14 protein-coding genes are annotated in these 21,970 nt (G+C 61.0%); 11 read left to right on the top strand and 3 right to left on the bottom strand.

The features are described 5' to 3' along the window. The first annotated feature begins 28 nt into the window (after positions 1 to 28). The 5 genes from BMY45_RS14185 (at position 29) to BMY45_RS14165 (ending at position 7,813) form a co-directional block, all read left to right on the top strand. Positions 29 to 289, top strand: coding sequence for a YeaC family protein (locus tag BMY45_RS14185; RefSeq protein ID WP_092398554.1), 261 nt, complete (start codon positions 29 to 31; stop codon positions 287 to 289). Then, a complete protein-coding gene (locus BMY45_RS14180) occupies positions 286 to 1,116 on the top strand; it encodes a DUF2797 domain-containing protein (protein WP_092398552.1) in 831 nt (276 codons plus the stop codon). Before BMY45_RS14185 ends, BMY45_RS14180 begins: the two co-directional genes overlap by 4 nt. 13 nt (positions 1,117 to 1,129) lie before the next feature. Beyond that, complete coding sequence (gene pepN / locus BMY45_RS14175) at positions 1,130 to 3,787, top strand: aminopeptidase N (RefSeq protein WP_092398550.1); 2,658 nt, start codon at positions 1,130 to 1,132, stop codon at positions 3,785 to 3,787. Between the two features lie 554 nt (positions 3,788 to 4,341). Then, positions 4,342 to 5,394: a WD40/YVTN/BNR-like repeat-containing protein gene (locus BMY45_RS14170; protein ID WP_092398548.1), complete on the top strand. Its 1,053-nt coding sequence runs from the start codon at positions 4,342 to 4,344 to the stop codon at positions 5,392 to 5,394. Between the two features lie 43 nt (positions 5,395 to 5,437). Next, positions 5,438 to 7,813 (top strand): efflux RND transporter permease subunit, encoded by a 2,376-nt coding sequence (locus tag BMY45_RS14165; RefSeq protein ID WP_092398546.1) that lies wholly within the window; start codon positions 5,438 to 5,440, stop codon positions 7,811 to 7,813. 225 nt (positions 7,814 to 8,038) lie between these two features. On the opposite strand, the gene BMY45_RS14160 is transcribed toward BMY45_RS14165, so the two are convergent. The 3 genes from BMY45_RS14160 to BMY45_RS14150 all read right to left on the bottom strand — a co-directional run bounded on the left by BMY45_RS14160 (position 8,039) and on the right by BMY45_RS14150 (position 15,630). Then, positions 8,039 to 12,754, bottom strand: coding sequence for a dermonecrotic toxin domain-containing protein (locus tag BMY45_RS14160; RefSeq protein WP_092398544.1), 4,716 nt, complete (start codon positions 12,752 to 12,754; stop codon positions 8,039 to 8,041). A 142-nt stretch (positions 12,755 to 12,896) separates the two neighbouring features. Continuing rightward, on the bottom strand, positions 12,897 to 13,616 hold the full coding sequence (locus BMY45_RS14155; RefSeq protein WP_076384441.1) for a FadR/GntR family transcriptional regulator: 720 nt from the start codon (positions 13,614 to 13,616) through the stop codon (positions 12,897 to 12,899). Positions 13,617 to 13,893: 277 nt separating this feature from the next. Then, positions 13,894 to 15,630, bottom strand: coding sequence for an IlvD/Edd family dehydratase (locus tag BMY45_RS14150; protein WP_092165380.1), 1,737 nt, complete (start codon positions 15,628 to 15,630; stop codon positions 13,894 to 13,896). Between the two features lie 193 nt (positions 15,631 to 15,823). On the opposite strand from BMY45_RS14150, the gene BMY45_RS14145 reads away from it, so the two are divergent. The 6 genes from BMY45_RS14145 to BMY45_RS14120 all read left to right on the top strand — a co-directional run bounded on the left by BMY45_RS14145 (position 15,824) and on the right by BMY45_RS14120 (position 21,909). Continuing rightward, positions 15,824 to 17,146 carry an MFS transporter gene (locus BMY45_RS14145; RefSeq protein WP_092398542.1) on the top strand — a complete coding sequence of 441 codons (1,323 nt, stop codon included), beginning with the start codon at positions 15,824 to 15,826 and terminating at the stop codon, positions 17,144 to 17,146. Between the two features lie 147 nt (positions 17,147 to 17,293). Continuing rightward, entirely contained in the window at positions 17,294 to 18,286 is a 993-nt protein-coding gene (gene araD1 / locus BMY45_RS14140; protein ID WP_092398540.1) for an AraD1 family protein, read from the top strand. A gap of 13 nt (positions 18,287 to 18,299) precedes the next feature. Next, positions 18,300 to 19,880 carry an aldehyde dehydrogenase (NADP(+)) gene (locus tag BMY45_RS14135; RefSeq protein ID WP_092398538.1) on the top strand — a complete coding sequence of 527 codons (1,581 nt, stop codon included), beginning with the start codon at positions 18,300 to 18,302 and terminating at the stop codon, positions 19,878 to 19,880. 234 nt (positions 19,881 to 20,114) lie between these two features. Further along, entirely contained in the window at positions 20,115 to 20,411 is a 297-nt protein-coding gene (locus BMY45_RS14130) for a DUF5629 family protein (protein ID WP_177193350.1), read from the top strand. Beyond that, positions 20,398 to 21,573, top strand: a complete 1,176-nt coding sequence (locus tag BMY45_RS14125; RefSeq protein ID WP_092398534.1) for a lactonase family protein — start codon at positions 20,398 to 20,400, stop codon at positions 21,571 to 21,573. Before BMY45_RS14130 ends, BMY45_RS14125 begins: the two co-directional genes overlap by 14 nt. A gap of 156 nt (positions 21,574 to 21,729) precedes the next feature. Then, complete coding sequence (locus BMY45_RS14120; protein ID WP_092398532.1) at positions 21,730 to 21,909, top strand: hypothetical protein; 180 nt, start codon at positions 21,730 to 21,732, stop codon at positions 21,907 to 21,909. Positions 21,910 to 21,970: the final 61 nt, after the last annotated feature.

Here is a 21,970-nt window from a genome sequence, read left to right as displayed (position 1 = left end):
TGAATATGCGCGATTGCGCGGAGAATCCATGTCCTCGTTCAACGAAATGATCAAAAACATCACCCCCGATATCTATCAGAGCCTGAAACTGGCGGTGGAAATCGGGAAATGGGCCGATGGCAACAAACTCACCGCCGAGCAGCGCGAATTGTCTCTGCAGGCGATGATCGCCTGGGAGATCCAGAACCTGCCCGAAGAGGAACGCACCGGCTACATGGGCCCGCAGGAGTGTCAGTCCAAAGCCACGCAAGTACCGAATATCCTGTTCAAGTCGGATGCCATCCATTGATCGAGATTGGCCGCGGTGCAATCAGCAAGATGTCGGCACGCCTTGACGGGCCGACCGTTCAATACGCCTTTCGCCTGGGCGATGTCGAGGTGCCGGTCAATCCGTTGATCGGCAGCACGCTGCGCCTGGAGTTTCTCGGCGCGATCCACTGCAGCCATTGCGGACGCCGGACCAAGACCAGTTTCAGCCAGGGTTATTGCTACCCCTGCATGACCAAGCTGGCCCAATGCGACCTGTGCATCATGAGCCCCGAGCGTTGCCACTTCGACGCGGGCACCTGCCGCGAGCCGGCCTGGGGCGAACAGTTCTGCATGACCGATCATGTGGTGTACCTGGCCAATTCCTCGGGCGTGAAAGTCGGCATCACCCGCGCCACACAGCTGCCGACCCGCTGGCTGGACCAGGGTGCCAGCCAGGCGCTGCCGATCCTGCGGGTCGCCACGCGCCAGCAATCGGGCTTTGTCGAAGACCTGTTCCGAAGTCAGGTGGCGGACAAGACCAACTGGCGCGCGTTGCTCAAGGGCGACGCCGTGGCGGTGAACCTGCCCCGGATCCGCGATTCGCTGTTCGAGAGCTGCGCTGAAGGTCTGCAAGGCTTGCAGGAACGATTCGGTCTGCAAGCGATCCAGACCATAGCGGACGTCGAGCCCATCGAGATCCGTTATCCGGTGGAGCAGTACCCGGCCAAGATCGTCAGCTTCAACCTGGACAAGAACCCGATTGCCGAAGGCACGCTGCTGGGGATCAAGGGCCAATACCTGATTTTCGACACCGGCGTGATCAATATTCGTAAATACACGGCTTATCAGCTCGCCGTGCATCAGTAGAAGGACTCGACCCATGCGCACCGAACAACCGAAGATGATTTACCTGAAGGACTATCAGGCGCCCGAGTACCTGATCGACGAGACGCACCTGACCTTCGAGTTGTTCGAGGACCACAGCTTGGTCCATGCGCAACTGGTGATGCGCCGTAACCCCGAGCGCGGTGCCGGCCTGCCGCCCCTGGTGCTCGATGGCCAGCAGTTGGAGCTGCTCTCGATCAAGCTCGACGACACCGACCTGAATCCGCTGGACTATCAACTGGACGGCAGCCACCTGACCCTGCAACCCAAGGCCTCGGCCTTCACGGTGGACACCACTGTCAGGATCCACCCGGAAACCAACACCGCCCTGGAAGGCTTGTACAAGTCCGGCAGCATGTTCTGCACCCAGTGCGAGGCTGAGGGTTTTCGCAAGATCACCTATTACCTCGACCGGCCGGATGTGATGAGCACATTCACCACCACGGTGGTGGCCGAGCAGCACAGCTATCCGGTGTTGCTGTCCAACGGCAACCCGATCGCCAGCGGTCCCGGCGAAGATGGCCGGCACTGGGCGACCTGGGAAGACCCGTTCAAGAAACCCGCCTACCTGTTTGCCCTGGTGGCCGGGGACCTGTGGTGCGTCGAAGACACCTTCACCACCATGACCGAGCGCACCGTCGCGCTGCGCATCTATGTCGAGCCGGAAAACATCGACAAGTGCCAGCACGCCATGACCAGCCTCAAGAAGTCGATGCGCTGGGATGAAGAGGTCTATGGCCGTGAGTATGACCTGGACATCTTCATGATTGTCGCGGTCAACGACTTCAACATGGGCGCCATGGAAAACAAGGGCCTGAACATCTTCAACTCCAGCGCAGTGCTGGCCCGCGCCGAAACCGCCACCGATGCCGCGCACCAGCGGGTCGAAGCGATCGTTGCCCACGAGTATTTCCATAACTGGTCGGGCAACCGCGTGACGTGCCGTGACTGGTTCCAGTTGTCCCTCAAGGAAGGCTTCACCGTGTTCCGCGACGCCGGTTTTTCGGCCGACATGAACTCGGCCACGGTCAAGCGTATCCAGGACGTGGCGTACCTGCGCACTCATCAGTTTGCCGAAGACGCGGGTCCCATGGCCCACCCGGTGCGCCCGGACAGTTTCATCGAGATATCCAACTTCTACACCCTGACCGTGTACGAAAAGGGTTCGGAGGTGGTCGGCATGATCCACACCCTGCTGGGCGCCGAGGGCTTTCGCAAGGGCAGCGACCTGTACTTCGAGCGCCACGACGGCCAGGCCGTGACCTGCGATGACTTCATCAAGGCCATGGAGGATGCCAACGGCGTCGACCTCAGTCAGTTCAAGCGCTGGTACAGTCAGGCCGGCACGCCACGGCTGGCGGTCAGCGAGGCCTACGACGCTGCTGCCCGGACCTACAGCCTGACCTTCAGTCAGAGCTGCCCACCGACCCCGGACAAAATGGAAAAACTGCCATTTGTGATTCCCGTGGAGCTGGGTTTGCTGGACGGCAAGGGCGCTGAAATGCCTTTGCGTCTGGCCGGTGAAGCGGCGGCAAAGGGTACCTCCCGGGTGATCTCGGTGACCGAAGCCGAGCAGACTTTCACCTTTGTCGATATCGCCGAACAACCCCTGCCATCGCTACTGCGTGGCTTCTCGGCGCCGGTGAAGCTGAGCTTCCCGTACAGCCGCGACCAGTTGATGTTCCTGATGCAGCACGACAGCGACGGCTTCAACCGCTGGGATGCCGGCCAGCAATTGTCGGTGCAAGTGCTACAGGAACTGATCGCCCAGCATCAGAAAGGTGAAACGCTGGTGCTAGACCCGCGTCTGATCAGCGCGTTGCGCACCGTACTGTCGGACGAATCCCTGGACCAGGCTATGGTCGCGGAAATGCTCTCGCTGCCTGGCGAGGCTTACCTGACGGAAATCAGCGAAGTGGCCGACGTGGAGGCGATCCACGCCGCCCGTGAATTTGCTCGTAAACAACTGGCGGAGAATCTGTTCGAAGCCTTGTGGCTGCGCTATGAAGCCAACCGCGACCTGTCCAAACGCACCCCCTATGTGGCCGAGGCCGAGCATTTCGCCCGTCGTGCGTTGCAGAACATCGCGCTGTCGTACCTGATGCTTGCCGACAAGCCGGAAGTGCTCAGTGCCACCCTGGAGCAGTTCGACACCGCCGACAACATGACCGAGCGTCTCACGGCGCTGGCGGTGTTGGTCAACTCGCCATTCGAAGCCGAGAAAGCCAAGGCCCTGGAAGTGTTCGCGGAAAACTTCAAAGGCAACCCGCTGGTCATGGACCAATGGTTCAGCGTCCAGGCCGGCAGCCCGTTGCCGGGCGGCCTGGCGCGGGTCAAGGCCTTGATGGAGCACCCGGCGTTCAATATCAAGAACCCGAACAAGGTTCGCGCGCTGGTGGGGGCGTTTGCCGGGCAAAGCCTGATCAACTTCCACGCCGCCGACGGTTCGGGTTATCGCTTCCTGGCGGACCTGGTGATCCAGCTCAATGGCTTCAACCCGCAGATCGCCGCACGGCAACTGGCACCGCTGACCCGCTGGCGCAAATACGACAGCGCCCGCCAGGCGCTGATGAAAGCCGAGCTGGAGCGCATCCTGGCGTCCGGCGGGCTGTCGGCCGATGTGTTCGAAGTGGTGAGCAAGAGCCTGGCGTGACATTGACGCCGCGGTCTGCCTGGCAGACCGCGGTGTTCGCATCGCGAGCAGGCTCGCTCCCACAAGGGATCTTCAATGGACGCCTGTTTTGTGTTCAACAGAGATACCCTGTGGGAGCGAGCCTGCTCGCGATAGCGTCAGACCAGCCACCGCTATAGCTACCCAGCGTCCAGCTATAACCTCCCCGAATACCCCTTCATTCACCCCCAACCGCATCCCCCCACGGTTAACAAAAGATAACGCGGCGTCGATTGTCAGACCTTTCCAAAGCCCGATAGGATAGGTCAGCTTCCGAAGTGGCTCTAGATTGCAGGTTTCAGGACTATGCTCCAGAACAGTCAATCACGATGAGCCCGCTTACGGCGCCCTGAAGGGTTGAATGACCGAAGGTTCGTATGAAAAGTCGCCGAGCGGCGATCAGGCAAGGCGAAAACAGGCGAGGAAGCGGAGTTTACTGGTTGTAAATGAGCATTCCGAGCCTGTTTTCAACGCAGCATGATCGTCGCGCAGGCACTTTTCGTACGAACCTAACAATAATAATGGGGGAAAGGTCTATGAATGAGCCTGTCATGGCTGTGGGCCGCTGCCGGCCGCCGGTACTGCGCAGAGTCGCGTTGCTGGTCTCGGCGCTCTCGCTGCTGGGCTCTGCCGTGTTGTCTGCACCGGTGATGGCCGTAGCGGCGTCGACATCCGATGTCATCTATTCCGTCGAGTCGGCCAAGGCCAGCAAAACCCTGATGCTCGATGTGGTCCATGCCGGCAAACGCCTGGTGGCGGTCGGTGATCGCGGGCACATTGTCTATTCGGACGATCAGGGCAGCTCCTGGACTCAGGCCAAGGTGCCGACCCGCCAGTTGCTCACCGCAGTATTTTTCGTCGATGACAAACACGGCTGGGCCGTGGGGCACGACGCGCAGATACTGGCCAGCGAAGACGGTGGCAGCACCTGGACCAAGCAATTCGAAGACCTGACCCGTGAATCGCCGCTGCTGGACGTCTGGTTCAAGGATGCGAGCAACGGTTTTGCCGTGGGCGCCTACGGGGCGCTGTTCGAAACCACCGACGGCGGCAAGCACTGGGAAGAGGTCGGGGATCGCCTCGACAACGAAGACCAGTTCCATCTCAACGCGATCGCTGCGGTGAAAGACGCCGGGCTGTTCATCGTCGGTGAGGCCGGCAGCATGTTCCGCTCCAGCGATTGGGGCCAGACCTGGGAAAAGATCGAAGGCCCATACGAAGGCTCGCTGTTCGGCGTCATCGGCACTGCTCAGCCTTCAACGTTGCTGGCCTACGGCCTGCGCGGCAACCTCTATCGCTCCACCGATTTTGGTAGCACCTGGGAGCAGGTCGAGCTCAAGGCCACCCGGGGTGCCCTGGAATTCGGCCTGTCCGGAGCCACGCTCTTGCCAGATGGCTCCATCGTCATTGTCGGCAACGGCGGCAGTGTGGTGCGCAGCAGCGATGACGGCGTGACCTTCAGCGTATTCAACCGCCCGGATCGGATTTCCGTGGCGGCCGTCACGGCGGCGGGCAACGGCAATCTGATCCTGGCAGGACAGGGTGGCGTTCACGCCACCACCCCCACCGGCGCTGAATTGAGCAAATGAGCCGCAAACATCCGGCGGGCACAATAACAAGAAGGCGGACCCCATGAGCAGTCATCATCAAGACAAGGCGACGTTTCTCGAACGCCTGATTTTCAACAACCGCCCGGCAGTGATCGTCATTTGCCTGTTGGTCAGTATTTTCCTGTTCTGGCAGGCCACGCTGATCCGGCCGTCCACCAGTTTCGAAAAGATGATCCCCCTCGAGCACCCCTTCATCGAGAAGATGCTCGAACACCGCAATGACTTGGCGAACCTGGGCAACACGGTGCGGATTTCCGTGGAGGCCACCAACGGTGACATTTTCTCCAAGGATTACATGGAGACCTTGCGCCAGATTCATGATGAGGTGTTCTACATTTCCGGCGTCGACCGCTCCGGCCTCAAGTCGTTGTGGAGCCCGAGCGTGCGCTGGACCGAAGTGACGGAGGAGGGCTTTGCCGGTGGTGAGGTGATTCCCCAGAGCTATGACGGCTCGGCCGACAGCCTCGACCTGTTACGCAACAACGTGCTCAAGTCCGGTCAGGTCGGACGCCTGGTGGCCAACGATTTCAAATCGAGCATCATCGATATCCCGCTGTTGGAGTCCTATCCGGACCCGCAGGACCAGGGCAAGCTGCTGGCCCTGGATTACCAGAAGTTCTCCCACGAACTCGAAGACAAGATCCGCAACAAGTTTGAAGCCCAGAACCCCAACGTGAAGATCCATATCGTGGGCTTCGCCAAGAAGGTCGGTGACTTGATCGACGGCCTGACCATGGTGGTGATGTTCTTCGGCGTGGCCTTCATCATTACCCTGGTGCTGCTGTACTGGTTCACCAACTGCATGCGCAGCACCATTGCAGTGCTGAGCACGACCCTGGTAGCCGTGGTCTGGCAGTTGGGGCTGATGCACGCCGTCGGTTTCGGGCTCGATCCTTATTCGATGCTGGTACCGTTTCTGATCTTCGCCATTGGTATCTCCCACGGCGTGCAGAAAATCAACGGTATCGCTCTGCAATCCAGTGAAGCGGACAACGCCCTGACGGCGGCGCGGCGCACATTCCGTCAATTGTTCCTGCCGGGGATGATCGCGATCCTGGCGGATGCCGTCGGCTTCATCACCTTGCTGATCATCGATATCGGCGTGATCCGGGAACTGGCCTTTGGGGCGTCCATCGGCGTGGCGGTGATTGTGTTCACCAACCTGATCCTGTTGCCGGTGGCGATTTCCTATGTCGGCATCAGCAAACGTGCCATTGAGCGCAGCAAAAAGGATGCGACGCGTGAGCACCCGTTCTGGCGCCTGCTGTCGAAGTTTGCCAGCGCCAAGGTCGCGCCGGTGTCGATCGTCCTGGCCTTGATCGCCTTTGGTGGCGGCCTCTGGTACAGCCAGAACCTGAAGATCGGTGACCTGGACCAGGGCGCGCCGGAGTTGCGACCGGACTCGCGCTACAACCAGGACAACAACTTCATCATCAGCAACTATTCCACCAGCTCCGACGTATTGGTGGTGATGGTCAAGACCAAGGCTGAAGGCTGCTCGCGCTATGAAGCCATGGCCCCCATCGACGAACTGATGTGGAAAATGCAGAACACCGAGGGGGTGCAGTCAGCGATCTCCCTGGTCACCGTATCCAAGCAAATGATCAAGGGCATGAACGAGGGCAACCTGAAATGGGAAACCCTGTCGCGCAACCCTGATGTGTTGAACAACTCCATTGCTCGGGCCGATGGCCTGTACAACAACAACTGCTCCGTGGCTCCGGTGTTGGTGTTCCTCAACGACCACAAGGCCGAGACCCTGGACCGCGCCGTGAAGGTGGTGCAGGAGTTTGCCAAGGAAAATAATCGCGACGGCCTGGAGTTCATCCTCGCCGCCGGCAACGCTGGCATTGAAGCGGCGACCAACGAAGTGATCAAGGAGTCGGAACTGACCATTCTGATCCTGGTGTACATCTGTGTGGCAACCATGTGCATGATCACCTTCCGTTCCTGGGCGGCGACGCTGTGCATCGTGCTGCCTCTGGTGCTAACCTCGGTGCTGGGTAACGCGCTGATGGCCTTCATGGGGATTGGCGTGAAAGTCGCGACGCTGCCGGTGGTGGCGCTTGGCGTGGGGATTGGCGTGGATTACGGCATCTACATCTACAGCCGCCTGGAAAGCTTCCTGCGGGCCGGGTTGCCGTTGCAAGAGGCGTACTACCAGACGCTGAAGTCCACCGGTAAGGCGGTGTTGTTCACTGGCCTGTGCCTGGCCATCGGTGTGTGCACCTGGATCTTCTCGGCCATCAAGTTCCAGGCCGACATGGGGCTGATGCTGACGTTCATGTTGCTGTGGAACATGTTCGGGGCACTGTGGCTGCTGCCGGCGCTGGCGCGCTTCCTGATCAAACCTGAGAAAATGGCAGGGCAGAAGAGTAAGTCGTTGTTTGCCCACTGACTTCTTGCACAAAGCACAACACCCTGTGGCGAGGGGATTTATCCCCGCTGGGCTGCGAAGCAGCCCCCCAAACCAGCCACTGCGGTGTATCAGGCTGATCGCATTCAATTCTTGGGGCTGCTGGGCAGCCCAGCGGGGATAAATCCCCTCGCCACAAAAAGCCTCAACCTGGGTTTATTTAGCGAGGGAGCAAGCTCCCTCGCCACGGTGAGTCACCCACTCCCGTCAAGGCGCCAACGGCAAGAACTTGCTTTGCGCCAACGGCCTGCCGATCTGTCCTCGGTACACATTCACCACTGCGTAAGGGCTTTTCGCCTTGGCCAGCATTGAATGGTAGTGCTCCTTGCGCTGTTCCTTGGTTTTCAAATGCGCGACGCTAAAGTCAGCTTTTGGCGTGTCTGCCGTTTCGTAATGAAAGTGCGCGTACCAGAGGGGCCAACCGTCCCGGTCATTGATGGCGTACTCCTGGAGGAAATCCTTGCGCTCGCCCTTCAAGGCTTTGCGTTCGCCGAGCTTGGCAACTTGTATCAGGTTTTTCTCGAACAGGTAGCGAAGGTTGCTGTCGGTGGGGGGCAGTTTCAGGCTCAATTCGGTGCGCAGTTCACTGCCTCGGGTGATCAGGCGCGAAACAGCGTTTGACAGTTGCTCGGTCAGTGTCTGATCGGCTGCGGTGCGCGGGTTTTTCGAGGCGGTGAAGGCTCGTTCGAGTTCTTCGGACAGCTTGCGGTAGCGACTCGCTTCATTGCTGAGGATTTCCTCTATTTCCTGTGGGAAGCGACACTGGGTTTTATAGCGTTCGGCGTTCAACAGACTGTTTTCCAGCTGCCCGAGCAGCTTTCGTGCATCGGCCTTGATCGCCTTGACCGAGCGTGTGCGGGGAGCTGGGACTGGTCGTTGGACCTCGACGAGGTCCCAGACGTCGTCGTGTTGCGAGTAGGTGGCGAGTAGCCTGTCGTCGACTTCGGAGCGCAGCTCGACGACCTCGATCGGCAACGACGTGCCGGCCGGTTTCAGGTCGCCGATCAAAACACCGCTCTTGCGCGTCTTGATGACCTTTTTCTGCGGGCGCCCGGCAGGTGTCCTGCTACGTTTGGGCGCACGCTTGCGCGGTGCCGGCTCGGGCTTGATCTCGGCGGCCAGTTTGGCGGATGCGTCTTGATAAAGGCCTTCCACCAGCCTGAACAGCCTGCCGAAATAGGAGGTGTCCATGTCTGCGGCATTGAGGGCTTTCATACCCTGCATGGCATCGAGGGCCGCGCCATAGTGTTCGATCAGGCTTTCCAGAACCTCGATCTGTTCCGATGGGCTCAGTTCGTAGGTGCTCAGGTCGGACTGGGAGCGCGCCTGTTCCATCAATAACTGGGTGACGTTGTGCAGGTTCTCGGGAAGGTCGGAATCGGGGTCCTTGAAGATCAGCGCTGCCAGCGTAGGCAGTTGCAGGGCCTTGGTGGCCAATGCCGTTCGTTCACCCAATGGACGGTCCCGGGTCAGCCGCTCGAAGACTTGCGCGCCCGCGGCATCCAGGTTCAACAGCGCTTCCAGGTAGCGGTCCCTGAGTTCCAGCCAATAGATCGAGCGATCGTTGATGTCACTCAAGGCGTCAAGGTAATTGAAATAGTCGAGAACGTTGCCAGCGACATTCGCTTGCAGGGTCGAATAATCTTGTGTGAATTGGCCATGAGCGGCATCCAGTGCCGTCAGCTCGAACTCGTTGATCAGGAAGGCCTTGCGGGCATTGTTGACCACATTCTCCATCAAGGCGCGGATGATGCCTGGGGGCAGTTGCATATCGTGGCTGGCATATTCGGTGACGTTGTCCAGCAGCTTCAGATAGGTGTCAGTCTGTTTCTCCAGCAGCTTGTAGAAGCGTGCCCGCTTGTCCGCGCGTTGCGCTTCGGTAAAGTTGCCTGCCTGGGTTCTGGTCATGACTTCCTGGGCAGTGTCGAGGGCGCGTTGCTCATCGGCCTCGCCCTTGTAATAACTCTTCAGAAGTTCGCTCAGTTCGGCCGCGCGTTGGGCCTTGATGTCCCGCAGTTTGGCCAGGCGCTTGGGCGGCATGCCCCCACGCAGGCGCAAGCGCAGGTCAATGGACCAGTTGCCGCGGGCATCCGCTTGCAGCACCGGACCATACTGAGCCGAGTCCCGTGGGGCGATGGGGTTGACAATGATCGCGGTGCCGTCTGGTTCCGGGGTCACCTGATACATCTTCCCATCCACCAGGGCGTGCCATGTATTGCGGATAACGTACAGGCCTGTGTAAGGGCCATATTTTGTCGGCTCCGGCATGGACGCCGGTTGGTTTACCTGGAAGCGTTGCAGGCGGGCGAGTTGCTCCGGTGTCAACCGTCGGCCCGCGCTGGCGAAACTGAGGTCAAGGTTTCTGCCGCTGCCGCCGGAGTGTTCCCCTGGCAAGGCCACGGGCCCTTCATGAATGCTCGGTGGCGCGGGTGCGGGCCACTGCTCCGGGATGATGCGCGGCGCGGGAGGGCGCATCACCTGTTCCTTGAGCGCTTCGGGCAATGGGGCCCGAGGGGGCGCACTGATGGAGGGAAACTGGACCAGCAGCATGCCGAGGTTGAGCAGTAGATCGACAGCGGCGAGTTCCCGGGTCACCGAGTCTTCGCTGCTCAGGGCCGGGATGTCCTGATTGGCGCTGGCCATCAGGTTCCATAGCCAGGCGGTGGCCATGGCCGGGCCGCGCAGCAGGGGCAACAGCAGGGTGTTGAACAACAGGCTGCCACCGTGAAGCAGAATGTCCCAGCGGCTTTCACTGTTGGACACCGAGTCCCGGTCTGCCTGAGTGACCAGAGCCCGGGCATTGCTGCCGTAGAGGTATTGCATCAATTCGCCGTTGCGCAGGAACTGCCGCAGTTCGTCGTTGACGCTGTCGACCGCCAGGGTCGCCGGCGCCGGCTTCTGGGGAAGGCTGAACTCATCGCCCTGATAGAAGCGCACGATATGGGGTTCCTGGAAACCGCCGTTGGCGTAGATCAGGCGAGCGGCGTCGGACATCCAGGTCAGTACACTCTGTTGCAGGTCTCCGGGCGCGGCGATGGCTTGCAGCAATGCCTGACGCGTCGGGTATTGCAGCAGCGAAGGCGTATAGAGCGGGCGATACAGCACATGCGGGCCAGTGGCGATATCCTCCGGCTCGATGATGAACATGTTCGTCACGGTATCAGGGTGGGCTTCAGGCTTGCGCAGGAAGGCCAGGTGGCGAATGACGACCGGAGCGCCCCCCGCGACCCGTTGCTCATCGGCGTCGGGTTTGAGCAGGGCTTCGATCAGGGCCAGTCCTTGGCGGGTCATGCCGTTTTCGTGGTTGAGGATCTGCTTGAGGGCATCCAGCGGCAGTTGGGCGGGGATCTCCTCGGCGAACATCCGTTGGCGCTGGTGGGCTTGCGACACATCGTCCAACAGCTTTTGTTGCAGGTAGCGCGGGTAGGTCGTGCCGATGTCCACCTGTTCGATCAGCCCGTCCTTGCGAGTGATGAAGTCCGCCGTCAACCACATCGGCAGCGCCAGGCCCAGGCGATGGCTGAGCACCGGATCCACGCCGGGGCGGGAGACGAGGTTGTCGATCGCCAGTTCGGTCAGGCTCATCGTTCTTTTTTCGACAATCCCGGTGGTGCCGGGGTAGCCCGCCGCTGCGCTGAAGGTCAGTTGCACATCGTCGGGCTGGTATTGGCTGGCCTGGGCCTTGGTCGGACTGCGGTCGTTGGCCTGCTGCAGGACGTTGAGCAGGGCCTCGGCGGCGAAAACCTTGATGTCCTGGATGTCGCTGAGAAAGGTGCGGCCCTGGTTGCGTTTCTTGGCACTGGCCAATGCCAGGCTGTATTGCTGGATCTTCGTCCTGTCGATGACGGACGCCTGTTTCAGCCAGTCGGGAATCAGGGGGGCGATCCGTGCCGCCGTTTCGGGCATCGGCTGCGGGGCGTCGAGCAGATAGCGGGCGGGGTCGCTCAGCTCGGCATAGAGTGCCTTGAGCTCTGGCAGGCCAATCCGCGAGGGCAGTTGCACCGCCTCCAGGTCGGCCAGTTGCTGCTCCAGGATCAGGGCCGCCTGGGTCTCGAAGGCATTGCCACTGATCTCGTTACGTTGGCAAGTCACGCTGTCGACGAGGTACCGGCTGGCGATCAGAATGCCCCAGTGTTGAGTGAACGCATCCAGGGAGTCGAAGGCCTGGACAGCACCGGCAGGACTGCAAAGCAGTAGGCGTGTCGAGTTGTTCTTGCAGCGGACCAATAGCATTTCGCTGCTGATCAACACACTGCTGGAGCCGTCCCGAGTGAGCCGGGTCTCAAGGCTGTAGGCATAGACGGACGATTGGCCGTGACGCCGAAAGCGTTGTTCACGATCTGGCCATTGGACAATCTGGTCGAGGGCGTCGCGGGCCTCTTCAGAAAGGCCAGGCTGCTGCAGACCGCGGATATGCAGCAGATTTCTGAGCACATCGCTGAGCCACTGCCAGCGGCTGGTGCCGTCCTGCCTGTCGGTTTGCGAGGCGGTGTCGATGTTGGCGTTCCAGTAACGCGTCAGCGCATCCTCTAGCCCGATGGGCACGCTCCAGGGCAGTTCGAGCAGCAGCTTTTTGATGACGTTCATATCCAGCTTGCCGTCGTCTGGCGAAAGCAGCCGCGGCGGCGCGTCGGACAGGAAGCTGCGCCGCCCGTTGCGATCCTTGAATTGCACAGGAGTGCCCAGTGCCAGGTAGTCGAGGACGCGGGCCATGAAGGGTTCGAGCAGATAGCCGCGCGAAGCTGTATCGGGCGTTGCCAGCCGGGTTTTGGAGAGGTCGAAGGCCAGTGTGGGGTATTTTTCCTTGATGGCCTGTTCGAGCATACGTTTGGCGAACTGCTCGAAGGTCGGGCGACTGGCAAATTGCAGGCTGACGCTTTGAGCCAACGCGGGGAGAGTATTGGCCGTAGAGGGCGCGGTCATATGAAGTCCTTTTCATAAACTCAGGGCCGCCGGAAATGACGACGCGCACAGTATCGACATCCCGGTCCCACCAGGGCGGTAAATAAATACCACCTCGGTGAATACCGGTTATGCCAGGCCTCGTCGGGAGTGCTTGGGGATATCAGGAAGGATCGGCGCCCAACACCACGTTCAGCGCACTGCGGGCATCGTCCAGTTGCACCAGGGTGGCATGGCGCGCACCGAGGGCGTCGCGGTTCTCGATGGCGGTGAGGATCGCCTTGTGGCGCGGCATCGCCAGTTCATGCAGGTTGGGCCGCTGGTTGGAGTGCTTGAGGGCTTCGGCGATGGCGACCGACAACATGTTGCACAGGTTGGCGAGCAGGTCATTGTGGGTGGCGTCGGCGATGCGGCTGTGGAAGTCCAGGTCCGGTTGCAGCACGGCCTCGGGGGTCGGTGCCGCCTCCATGCGCTGGTAGGCCTCGCGGATCGCGGCGATGTCGGCATCGTTGGCAAACTGTGCGGCGAGGGCCGCGGCGGCCGGTTCGATGATGCTGCGTACGCTGGTCAGCAGATTGAAGAACTCATTTTGCGGGCTGCTTTGCATCAACCAGTGCAGCACATCGGGGTCGAGCATGTGCCATTCCCGGCGCGCCTTGACCACCGTGCCGACCCGTGGCCGCGAATACACCAGCCCCTTGGCGACCAGCACGCGTGTTGCCTCGCGCAACACCGGACGGCTGACGGCATACTCCTCGCACAACAATGCTTCGGCGGGCAGTTTATCGTCGGGTTTGAAACGCCCGGAAACGATCTGCATGCCCAGTTCCTGGACGATGCGCGCGTGCATGCTTTTGCGGTCGGAGGGTTTACGGTAGTCCATGGGATGCGGCGCGATCCTGTGCGAGGGGAGTGATGCGCATGATAGCAGGCGCGACGGATATTCATCAGGCCAAACCCTGGGCCTGAGTGACCTTGTGGAGAGGGCGCTAGCTCCGCTGGAATGTGGTGTAGGAGCTGCCGAGCGAAGCGAGGCTGCGATCTTTTGATCTTTTTGATCTTTCGCTTGAGATTCAAGTGTTTGGGGAAAGATCGCAGCCTCGTTGCACTCGACAGCTCCTACACAGCTCCTACGCAGTGGCTAGACAGCTTTCGTAGGGTCAGTGGGAATGACGCGGTACTTCGGCGCCGCGGCAGCCGACCAGGAAGTCGAAGTCACAGCCTTGGTCTGCTTGCAACACATGGTCGATGTACAGCTGGCGATAGCCGCCCACCAGCAGTTGCTGCGGGGGGGCGATGTCGGCCAGGCGAGCGGCGAGTTCGGCGTCGGGGATGTCCAGATGCAGACGACCGCTGGCGCAATCGAGCTCGATCCAGTCACCTTCCTTCACCGCCGCCAGAGGCCCGCCGGCTGCTGCTTCCGGCGCCACATGCAAGACCACGGTGCCGTAGGCGGTGCCGCTCATGCGCGCATCGGAAATCCGCACCATATCCGTCACGCCCTGGGCCAGCAGCTTGGCCGGCAACCCCATGTTGCCGACTTCGGCCATGCCCGGATAACCTTTGGGCCCGCAGTTCTTCATCACCAGGATCGAGCTGGCATCGACATCCAGTTCCGGATCGTTGATCCGCGCCTTGTACTCGTCGAAGTTCTCGAACACCACCGCGCGACCGCGATGCTGCATCAGTTCGGCGGTGGCGGCGGATGGCTTGAGCACCGCCCCCAGTGGCGCCAGGTTGCCACGCAGCACGCAGATGCCGCCGTCGGCGCGGATCGGGTTGTCCAGGGTGCGGATGACTTCGTCCTGGCCGTAGATCGGTGCGTCCTTGGTGTTCTCGCCGATGCTCTTGCCGTTGACGGTGAGGGCATTCGGGTTGGGGATCAGGTTGGCTTCGCCGAGACGGCGCAGTACCGCTGGCAGGCCACCAGCATAGTAGAACTCTTCCATCAGGAAGCGTCCGGACGGCTGCAGGTCGACGATGGTCGGCATGCCGCGACCGATGCGGGTCCAGTCGTCCAGGTCCAGTTGCACGCCGATGCGTCCGGCGATGGCCTTGAGATGGATCACCGCGTTGGTGGAGCCGCCGATGGCCGCGTTGACGCGGATGGCGTTTTCGAAGGCTTCTTTGGTCAGGATTTTCGACAGCTTCAGGTCTTCGCGGACCATTTCCACCGCACGCATGCCGGACATGTGGGCCAGCACATAACGGCGCGCATCCACCGCCGGAATCGCAGCGTTGTGGGGCAGGGACGTGCCGAGGGCTTCGGCCATACAGGCCATGGTGGACGCGGTGCCCATGGTGTTGCAGGTACCGGCCGAACGGGACATGCCGCCTTCGGCCGCGAGGAAGTCGTCAATGGTGATGGTGCCGGCCTTGACCTGTTCGCTCAATTGCCAGACCACCGTGCCCGAACCGATGTCCTGACCCTTGTGTTTGCCGTTGAGCATCGGCCCGCCGGTCACGACGATTGCCGGCACGTCGCAACTGGCGGCACCCATCAGCAAAGCGGGCGTGGTCTTGTCGCAACCGGTGAGCAGCACGACGCCGTCAATCGGGTTGCCGCGAATCGCTTCTTCAACGTCCATGCTCGCCAGGTTGCGCGTCAGCATGGCGGTAGGGCGCAGGTTCGATTCGCCGTTGGAGAACACCGGAAACTCCACCGGGAAGCCCCCGGCCTCGATCACGCCGCGCTTGACGTGTTCGGCGATCTGCCGGAAATGTGCGTTGCATGGCGTCAGCTCCGACCAGGTGTTGCAGATGCCGATGATTGGCTTGCCATGAAACTGATGGTCGGCGATGCCCTGATTTTTCATCCAGCTGCGGTACATGAAGCCGTTTTTGTCGGCGGTGCCAAACCATTGGGCCGAGCGCAGGGAGGGTTTCTTATCAGACATGATCGATTCTCTTATTGTATGACTATATGGTTTTAGCTTGCGCCTAACATAAGCTCAATTCGCTCGGTTTGGAAGTGTTGCTGGGTAAATAGTATTACTATATAGTCCGATTCAACGGAGGGATTGTCCTGGCGCTCATTGGCCAGAGAAATCCCCCAAGGTTCTATAACAACAACAATCGGAGACCGGTCCCATGAGCCAGGAATTGCGGCTTATTCGCCGCATCACGCTGAAACTGATTCCTTTTCTGATCCTGCTATATCTGATCGCCTACGTGGACCGTTCCGCCGTGGGCTTCGCCAAGCTGCACATGGGCGCCGACATCGGCATCGGTGACGCCGCCTACGGCCTGGGCGCGGGGTTGTTTTTCATTGGCTACTTCCTGCTGGAGATCCCCAGCAACCTGATGCTGGAACGCTTCGGTGCCCGGCGCTGGTTCGCGCGGATCATGATCACCTGGGGCGCCATCACCATCGGCATGGCGTTTGTGCAAGGGCCTTACAGCTTCTATGTGATGCGCTTTCTGCTCGGCGCGGCGGAAGCCGGATTCTTCCCCGGCGTGCTGTACTACATCACCCAATGGTTCCCGGTTCGCCATCGCGGCAAGATCCTGGGCCTGTTCATTCTGTCTCAGCCCATCGCCATGATGATCACCGGCCCCGTCTCCGGCGGCTTGCTGGGCATGGACGGCATCCTGGGCCTGCACGGCTGGCAGTGGTTGTTTATCGTCATCGGCCTGCCGGCGGTCTTGCTGACCTGGCCGGTGCTGCGTTATCTGCCGGATGGTCCGCAACAGGTGAAGTGGATGGACCAGGCCGAAAAGGACTGGCTGACCGGGGAACTGAAAAAAGACCTTGAGGAATACGGCCAGACCCGGCACGGCAATCCGCTGCACGCCTTGAAGGACAAGCGTGTCCTGCTGCTGGCGCTGTTCTATCTGCCGGTGACCTTGAGCATCTATGGGCTGGGCCTGTGGCTGCCCACGTTGATCAAGCAGTTTGGCGGCACTGATCTGGTGACCGGTTTCGTGTCCTCGGTGCCCTACATCTTCGGCATCATCGGTTTGCTGATCATTCCTCGCAGTTCCGACCGCTTGAACGATCGCTACGGTCATCTGGCCGTGCTCTATGTGCTGGGCGCCATAGGCCTGTTCCTCAGTGCCTGGCTGACGGTGCCGGTGTTGCAACTGGCGGCGTTGTGCCTGGTGGCGTTTGCGCTGTTTTCCTGCACCGCGGTGTTCTGGACCTTGCCGGGGCGTTTCTTTGCCGGCGCCAGTGCGGCGGCGGGTATCGCACTGATCAACTCGGTGGGCAACCTGGGTGGCTACATCGGGCCATTCGTGATCGGTGCGCTGAAGGAGTACACCGGCAACCTGGCGTCGGGGCTGTACTTCCTGTCCTGCGTGATGGTGTTCGGCCTGGTGTTGACCGGCGTGGTGTATCGCCTGCTGGAGCGTAAGCATGTGCTGCCGACGGATCAGTTCGCGGCCAGCGCCCGGGGGGCGACGCGTACCTGAGGTGATTGAAATCAACTGTGGGAGCGAGCCTGCTCGCGATTGCGGTCTGTCAGTCGCATCAATGTTGCTGGTCCAGCGCCATCGCGAGCAGGCTCGCTCCCACAGGGACCAGCGTGTTATTCAAGTTTTGTTTGCAGGGAGAAAAGTATGCGTTTAGTTCAGTTCGAATTGCCTAACGGCGAACGCCGCGTCGGTGTGGTCGACGGCGACCAGGTGCGCGAAGTGCAGGGCGCCGGTAGCGTGCGCGACCTGGCGCTGGCGGCCATCGAGGCGGGCGTGAAGCTTGAGCAACACGTCAACAGCCTGGGCCTGGGCGCCGGTCATGACTACACCCGGTTGCTCAGTGAACTGCGCATCCTGCCTCCGCTGGATCACCCGGATCCGGCGCATCTGCTGGTCAGCGGCACCGGCCTGACCCACCTGGGCAGTGCCTCGGCCCGGGACAAGATGCACCAGCAGGCTGGCGACGAAAGCGCCATGACCGACACCATGCGCATTTTCAAATGGGGCGTGGAGGGCGGTAAGCCCGAGGCCGGACAGGCTGGCGTGCAGCCCGAGTGGTTCTACAAGGGCGACGGCAGCATTGTGGTCCGTCCGGGCCATCCGTTCCCGCTGCCGCCGTTTGCCGAAGATGCCGGCGAAGAGCCGGAAATCAGCGGGCTGTATGTCATCGGCCACGACGGCAAGCCTTATCGCCTGGGCTTCGCGGTGGGCAACGAGTTCTCCGACCACGTCATGGAACGCAAGAATTACTTGTACCTGGCCCACTCGAAATTGCGCAGCTGCAGTTTTGGTCCGGAACTTCGCGTGGGTGAACTGCCTCAACATCTTTCCGGGACCAGTCGTATCCTGCGCAACGGCGAAGTGCTGTGGCAGAACGAGTTCCTCAGCGGCGAGGCCAACATGTGCCACAGCCTCGAAAACCTGGAGTTCCATCACTTCAAGTACAGTCAGTTCCTGCGCCCGGGGGACGTGCACGTTCATTTCTTCGGTACCGCGACCCTGTCGTTCGCCGACGGCATCCGCACCCAGCCGGGGGATGTGTTCGAAATCAGCCAGGCTGAATTCGGCGCGCCGCTGGTCAATGGCATTGCCCCGGTAGACGCGGTGTTCAACCCGGGTACTATCGGCACACTTTAAAAGGAGACTTGCGATGAACCAGATCCTTGGCCACAACTACATCGGCGGGGCGCGCAGCGCGGCCGGCCAGACCCGCCTGCAAAGCGTCGACGCCAGCTCGGGCGAGGCCTTGCCCCATGATTTCATCCAGGCCACGGCAGAAGAAGTCGACGCCGCCGCCAAAGCCGCGGCTGCGGCTTATCCGGCCTACCGGAGCCTGAGCGCGGTGCGCCGGGCCGAGTTCCTCGAGGCCATTGCCGATGAACTGGATGCCCTGGGCGATGAGTTCGTGGCCGTGGTCTGCCGTGAAACCGCGCTGCCGGCGGCACGGATCCAGGGCGAGCGCGGTCGCACCAGCGGCCAGATGCGCCTGTTCGCCAAGGTTCTGCGTCGTGGCGATTTCTACGGTGCGCGCATCGACCGCGCCTTGCCGGAACGCACGCCGTTGCCACGTCCGGACCTGCGCCAGTATCGCATCGGCCTGGGGCCGGTGGCGGTGTTCGGCGCCAGTAACTTTCCCCTGGCGTTTTCCACGGCCGGTGGTGACACCGCGTCGGCTCTGGCCGCCGGTTGCCCGGTGGTGTTCAAGGCCCACAGCGGTCACATGGCGACCGCCGAGCACGTGGCCGATGCGATCATCCGTGCGGCGGAAAAAACCGCGATGCCGGCCGGTGTGTTCAACATGATCTACGGTGGTGGTGTCGGTGAGTGGCTGGTCAAGCACCCGGCGATCCAGGCCGTGGGCTTCACCGGTTCCCTCAAGGGCGGCCGGGCCCTGTGCGACATGGCGGCCGCACGTGCGCAGCCGATCCCGGTGTTTGCCGAGATGTCGAGCATCAACCCGGTGATCGTCTTGCCGCAAGCGCTGGAGACCCGTGCCGAGAACATTGCGCGTGACTTGACTGCCTCGGTGGTGCAGGGCTGTGGTCAGTTCTGCACCAATCCTGGCCTGGTGATCGGCATTCGTTCGCCGCAATTTACCGCCTTCACCCAGCAAGTGGCCGCGTTGATCGGCGACCAGGCGCCCCAGACCATGCTCAACGCCGGCACGCTGCAAAGCTACGGCAAGGGCCTGCAGAAGCTGCTGGCTCACCCAGGTATTGAGCACCTGGCCGGGCGCGAGCAGCAGGGCAACCAGGCCCAGCCGCAGTTGTTCAAGGCTGATGCCAGCTTGTTGATCAACGGTGACGAGGCGTTGCAGGAAGAAGTGTTCGGCCCGACCACAGTGTTTGTCGAAGTGGCGGACCAGGCGCAACTCAGCGCTGCGCTGAACGGCCTGCACGGTCAACTGACCGCGACGATGATTGGCGAGCCGGCGGATTTCGAACGGTTCAGCGAATTGACGCCGCTGCTGGAGCAGAAGGTTGGCCGCATCTTGCTCAACGGTTATCCAACCGGGGTGGAGGTGTGTGATTCGATGGTCCATGGCGGGCCTTACCCGGCGACTTCCGATGCCCGTGGGACTTCGGTAGGTACGCTGGCGATCGATCGTTTCCTGCGCCCGGTGTGCTTCCAGAACTACCCCGACAGCCTGTTGCCGGAGCCGTTGAAAAACGCCAATCCGTTGGGCATCCAGCGGTTGGTCGATGGGGTGCCGGGGCGCGAGGCGCTCTGATCGCAGTAAGGCAGTTGCATTGAGGTTCAACGGGCTGCCGCCATCGCGAGCAGGCTCGCTCCCACAGTGGATGGGTGGTAAATACAAGATGTGTGTTTGCTGCAAATCCAATTGTGGGAGCGAGCCTGCTCGCGATGCGATCTGGCAGTCGACAGTGCTTTCGAACCTTTTGGCCCAAGGCCCACTCGCCCATTGGGTTATCATGACAACTTTCCCAACGACCGACTGATCACCATGACTGCCTTGACCGACACCCTGCTGCACGCCCTCGACTCCTGCGACATGCTGATTATCGATGGCCTGCACGCATTCAATTTTGCCCTCGACGAACAAGGCCAACTGCGCGTCGAGTGCATGAACGGTCGCACCCTCGAGCATTGGCGCTTCACGCCTACGCAGATGGAGGCCGCGACGTTCGACAAAGCCTCGAATCACTGGATCATCACCAGCGATTCGGGTGACCACCATCTGGAGTGCGTGGAAGCGACGAGCGGCCACGCCGATGAGGACGACGAACATGAGGATGCGTAGTTTCTGGTCCTTGTTGATGGCCGGCAGCGTGGGCGCCATGGGCGTCCAGGCAGAGACCGATGAACGCCATCAACTGTTGGTGGGGTCCTATACCGCCGGCCAGAGCCAGGGCATCTACCGCCTGCAATTCGACAGCCGCAGCGGCCAGCTCGATGCCCAGCCGTTGCAAGTGATCAAGACCGACAACCCATCGTGGTTGACCCTTTCCAAGGACATGAGCCGGCTGTTCGTGGTGAATGAAAACGGGCCGGGGCAAAAAGACCCGGTGGGCAAGGTCAGCAGCTACGCCATCGACCCGAAAACCCATGAACTGAGCCTGATCAACCAGGTGCAGTCCCTGGGCAACGAGCCGACCCATTCCAGCCTCAGCGGTGATGGTCGACATCTGCTGGTCAGCAACTATTCGGTGGTGGAAGACCCGGGCGGCACCCTGGCGGTGTTGCCGGTGGGCGCCGACGGTAAGCTGTCGCCGGTGGTGCAACTGAGCAGCCATCAACCGAGCCGGGTCAATCCCGAGCGGCAGATGTCCGCTCATGTGCACTCGGCAGTATCTTCGCCCGATGGCAAATACGTGTTCGCCAGCGACCTGGGGGCGGACAAGGTATTTGTCTACCGATATGACCCGCAGGCTAATCCCGAGCTGCCATTGACCGCCGCCGAGCCGGCATTCGTGCAACTGCCGCCGGGAAGTGGGCCACGTCATTTGCTGTTCAGTGGCGACGGCAAGCATGCGTGGTTGACGATGGAAATGACCGCCCAGGTGGCGGTGTTCGATTATCAGGACGGGCGTTTGAGCCAGCGGCAACTGGTCGACCTGGCAGCGGGTAAACCACAGCCTGGCAGAGCGGCGGCAGCGCTGCATGCCTCCAAGGATGGCAAGTTCCTGTACGTCAGCAATCGTGGCACCACCAACGAAGTGCTGGTGTTCGCCATCGACCCGGCGGCCGGCACGCTGAAAGAGCTTCAGCGCCGCTCCGTGGAGGGGGATCACCCGCGGGAATTCAGCCTCGATCCGAGCGGAAAATTCCTGCTGATCGCCAATCAGAAGAGCAACCAGATCGTGGTTGTCGAGCGTGACCCCAAGACCGGCCTGCTGGGCAAAACCGTGCAGAAGTTGGCGATGGATGCACCGAGCGACTTGAAGTTCATGGCCCCTCAGTAAAGCGCAGGCCCCGATTTTCGGGGCCTGCGTCGCTGTATCAACAAGACTGATATTCGCTAGTGTTGCAAAGCATTTCAAAGCGGGACGCCTCGGCGCGTAAGTTTGCTTCACGGCCCAACCGGGCAGATAAGCCAACTGAATCCGAGGACTACCGACATGAATCTGAATCTCTTTTCTGTGATCGCTGCTTCCGCTATCTCCGCTACCGTGGCGCTGCCCGCCAGTGCCAGCATTGAAATCAGCAACAAGAAAAACCGCACCCAGAGCTACACCGAAAAATACCTGCAACAGAGCGCCAACTTCTACGCCGCCCTGGACCACAAGACCCAACACTGAACCGCGCTGAGAACTGAAGCCTGCGATCTTTTCATCTTCGAAAAGAGAAAAAATCGCAGGC

It is taken from the genome of Pseudomonas sp. NFACC39-1 (assembly GCF_900110355.1).
GTDB lineage: Bacteria > Pseudomonadota > Gammaproteobacteria > Pseudomonadales > Pseudomonadaceae > Aquipseudomonas > Aquipseudomonas tehranensis.
The sequence above is the reverse complement of the archived record's forward strand: the minus strand, read 5'-3'. Positions and strand labels throughout refer to the sequence as shown.

What these genes read in the sequence shown, in the direction of transcription:
- BMY45_RS14185 (WP_092398554.1), top strand. Translation starts at nt 29, where the DNA reads ATGTCCTCGTTCAACGAAATGATCAAAAACATCACCCCCGATATCTAT.
- pepN (WP_092398550.1), top strand. Translation starts at nt 1,130, where the DNA reads ATGCGCACCGAACAACCGAAGATGATTTACCTGAAGGACTATCAGGCG.
- BMY45_RS14170 (WP_092398548.1), top strand. Translation starts at nt 4,342, where the DNA reads ATGAATGAGCCTGTCATGGCTGTGGGCCGCTGCCGGCCGCCGGTACTG.
- BMY45_RS14165 (WP_092398546.1), top strand. Translation starts at nt 5,438, where the DNA reads ATGAGCAGTCATCATCAAGACAAGGCGACGTTTCTCGAACGCCTGATT.
- BMY45_RS14160 (WP_092398544.1), bottom strand. Translation starts at nt 12,754, where the DNA reads ATGACCGCGCCCTCTACGGCCAATACTCTCCCCGCGTTGGCTCAAAGC.
- BMY45_RS14155 (WP_076384441.1), bottom strand. Translation starts at nt 13,616, where the DNA reads ATGGACTACCGTAAACCCTCCGACCGCAAAAGCATGCACGCGCGCATC.
- BMY45_RS14150 (WP_092165380.1), bottom strand. Translation starts at nt 15,630, where the DNA reads ATGTCTGATAAGAAACCCTCCCTGCGCTCGGCCCAATGGTTTGGCACC.
- BMY45_RS14145 (WP_092398542.1), top strand. Translation starts at nt 15,824, where the DNA reads ATGAGCCAGGAATTGCGGCTTATTCGCCGCATCACGCTGAAACTGATT.
- araD1 (WP_092398540.1), top strand. Translation starts at nt 17,294, where the DNA reads ATGCGTTTAGTTCAGTTCGAATTGCCTAACGGCGAACGCCGCGTCGGT.
- BMY45_RS14135 (WP_092398538.1), top strand. Translation starts at nt 18,300, where the DNA reads ATGAACCAGATCCTTGGCCACAACTACATCGGCGGGGCGCGCAGCGCG.
- BMY45_RS14130 (WP_177193350.1), top strand. Translation starts at nt 20,115, where the DNA reads ATGACTGCCTTGACCGACACCCTGCTGCACGCCCTCGACTCCTGCGAC.
- BMY45_RS14125 (WP_092398534.1), top strand. Translation starts at nt 20,398, where the DNA reads ATGAGGATGCGTAGTTTCTGGTCCTTGTTGATGGCCGGCAGCGTGGGC.
- BMY45_RS14120 (WP_092398532.1), top strand. Translation starts at nt 21,730, where the DNA reads ATGAATCTGAATCTCTTTTCTGTGATCGCTGCTTCCGCTATCTCCGCT.